The organism is Nonomuraea maritima (assembly GCF_900100395.1).
In the GTDB taxonomy this organism is placed as follows: Bacteria; Actinomycetota; Actinomycetes; order Streptosporangiales; family Streptosporangiaceae; genus Nonomuraea; species Nonomuraea maritima.
This window is the reverse complement of record NZ_FNFB01000070.1, coordinates 1-2,825: the sequence shown is the minus strand read 5'-3', so window position 1 is coordinate 2,825 and position 2,825 is coordinate 1. Positions and strand designations below refer to the sequence as shown.

The window sequence follows — 2,825 nt, the reverse complement described above, 5'->3', positions numbered from 1 at the left end:
TTCGACAAGCTGGCCAGCCGCTATCTGGCGGGTGTCACCATCGCCTCGCTCATGCTCTGGCTCCGGCACGCCGAATTATCAGACACGCCCTAGGCCGCATCTCGCAGCGGGCACACAGCACACCCATAACGACCTGCACCCAGCCCGCGCTCGCGGCGCTTACCCGCGTGGTAGCGGAAGACCCCCTCGGCTCCGAGACGCTGCGCGCCTTTGACCACCGCATCCGCACCGCGAAGTTCGCCAGTCACCAAGTCCTCGCGCCCATGGCGACTTTGGCTCCGCGCCCGCGCGAAAAGCTGTCGAGCCGCTCGGGCAGGCGAGCCACAGGAACCTCCGGCACCGTGCCCGCCCCACGAGCTGCTCCACCGCCGGCACGCGGCGCACATCCAGGCGGAAATGGTCGCTGCGCCCGCCACGAACACACGCGACGCCAACCATGTACCTCGAAAGATGACGCCACGCCACTAACCGCAACCAGCGACCACAAGGCCCGCCCGACGACCAGTTCCAGGATCACCGGGCACAGCCGGCAACCACTTCCGCGATCACCAAGCCCGCCCGGCACCCGCCCAGGCGCCCACTAGCCGCAGCCGGCCGCCACCAGTTTCGCGATCATGTCATCGTCACAGGTCGCCCAGAATCCGCCGACGACATCCTCCAGATGCTCCAGCGACTCCGCCCGGAACAACACGTCCTGGTACTTCGTGATGTCGTACTCCGTCGTCCCCATAACCGTGAGGTCGAGCGGCCGGATACTCATCCCCCGGAACTCCTCGATCTCCCCGTACGAGGACAAGATCCCAGCCCCGTAGGCCCGCAACTCCCCGGCCTCCTGCATCACGCCGAACTCCAGTGTGAACCAGAACACCTTGGAGATGAACTCCAGAGCCTCCTCGCTCTCGACCCGGCGCGCAGCCTGCCCCGCAAGCCGGTACAGAGCCGCGAACCGGTCATGGGCCAGCGCGTTGGCGTGCCCGATCACCTCGTGGATGACATCCGGCTCCGGCGTGTAGAAAGGCACGGAATGGTGCCGGATGTACTGCGTCGAGTGGAAGAACCCGTCCTCCAGCACCCCGTAGAAGTCGCGCAGCGGCACGAGCCCCGCAGCGGGCAGATACCGGAACCCCGTCAGCGGCTCCAGCAGCTGCGACACCTCCTCAAGCTGAGGGATCCGCTCCTTCGGCAGCCCCAGCCGCTCGGCCCCCTCGAGGTACTCGGCCGTCGCGTACTTGGCGTGCTTGACCCCCAGCTCGCGGACGACCGCCGCCCACACCTCGTGCTCCTGCTCGGTGTACTCAGCCGCGGGGATCGGCGTCCCCGGCCGGTAGTTCAGAGCCAGCGCGGCGATCGCGTTACGCCGCGCCCGGTACACCTGATCCGCAAACCCCGGATGGGACGAGGCCAGCTCGACCACCACGGACCCATCGTCCTGGGCCGCGACCGGCGCGAAGTACTGCGCTTCCTCAAACATGACCAAATGACAGCAACTCGCCATGAGAATGGCAATAGCGCCCAATTAGACTGAGCGAAACGTTCAATTCCGCTAGCCATTCGACATGATCACTGATCGAATCGCACAGCCCGCAGGGGGCCCTCATGGACGATCTCGACGCCCGGCTGCTCGTGACCATGCGGGCACACCCCCGCATCGGACTCACCGAACTGGCCCGCCGGCTGGGCGTGGCCCGCGGCACGGTGCAGGCCCGCGTGGACAAACTCATGGCATCCGGCGTCATCGCCGACTTCGGACCCACCGTCGACCCAGCCCACGCCGGCTACCCCATCCTGGCCTTCGTCTGGCTCCAAATAGCGCAGGGACGCCTCGCGGAAGCAGTGGAACGTCTCGGCACCGTCCCCGAGATCCTCGAGACGCACGGGACGAGCGGCCAACACGACCTCCTCTGCCGAGTCGTCGCCAGGAGCACCGAACACCTGCAAGAGATCATCGCCCACATCCTGACCTCGCCGGCCGTCCAACGTACCGACACCACCATCGCCCTCAGCACCCAAATCCCCTACCGCATAGAACCCCTCCTCCTCCGCCAACCCCCGCCCTAAAAGGACTGCAAACCACCACCAACCAACCACCCACAAACCAACCCCAGCCACCCACCAACAGGGCCCGGCCGAAACCCACCCCACCCACACCGAAGCCCAGGCGACCAACCTTGCCGGCAGCCATCAGAAACCCGAGACGGCACCCACCGCTAACACGCCGGCCACCCGCAGACACCCCCTTACGCACTCCCACCTCATACGGTCCACACTGGATGGCCTCTCCAGAACAGCCCTACGCACAAGCACCGCCGACCACCAGCCGGAACACAGTCAGCCGGCAAGCGCCCCCCCCAAGGTGGATGCGCCAACCAACCACACAGCACCCCAACAGCGCCCTCCCAGAAAACACAAAAGGGGCCCGCCACAAGACAGACCCCAACTAGGCGCCACCAGGCACCACCCCGCAAACACAAAAAGCCCCACCGAGAACGGCGAAGCGCCCAACCACGAAGGCGGGCACCCGAACACTGGCCCCGCCGACGAACCCCGGCGGGGTCGTGCTGCCGGTGTCAGCACCCGGGATCCGGCCGGCTACCTCATGTCGTTCGCGCGTGAGGGGCCCACCCCAACAGCCGACCCCCACCACACCCGAAACCACAGGGCCCGCCCGAACGAGCCACCCCCACCAACAAAAAGCGGCCCGCCCCAACAGCGACCCCAAAGCAGAAGCGGCCCCACCCACCAGCAGAACCCCTACAAACAAAAAAGGGGCCGCCTGAACAGCGACCCCCACACCACAGAACAGACCCCACCACCAGACGAAACCC

General features: G+C 66.6%; 2 protein-coding genes. One reads left to right on the top strand and one right to left on the bottom strand.

Features of this window, described 5'->3' with window-relative positions; genetic code table 11:
• Positions 1-580: 580 nt before the first annotated feature.
• On the bottom strand, positions 581-1,471 hold the full coding sequence (locus tag BLR04_RS39310; RefSeq protein ID WP_090774278.1) for a phenylalanine 4-monooxygenase: 891 nt from the start codon (positions 1,469-1,471) through the stop codon (positions 581-583).
• 125 nt (positions 1,472-1,596) lie between these two features.
• On the opposite strand from BLR04_RS39310, the gene BLR04_RS39305 reads away from it, so the two are divergent.
• Positions 1,597-2,058: an Lrp/AsnC family transcriptional regulator gene (locus tag BLR04_RS39305; protein WP_090774276.1), complete on the top strand. Its 462-nt coding sequence runs from the start codon at positions 1,597-1,599 to the stop codon at positions 2,056-2,058.
• The last annotated feature ends 767 nt before the right edge of the window (positions 2,059-2,825 follow it).

Bases quoted from the DNA above. Each gene is read 5' to 3' on its own strand.
- BLR04_RS39310 (WP_090774278.1), bottom strand. From the start codon at position 1,471: ATGTTTGAGGAAGCGCAGTACTTCGCGCCGGTCGCGGCCCAGGACGAT.
- BLR04_RS39305 (WP_090774276.1), top strand. From the start codon at position 1,597: ATGGACGATCTCGACGCCCGGCTGCTCGTGACCATGCGGGCACACCCC.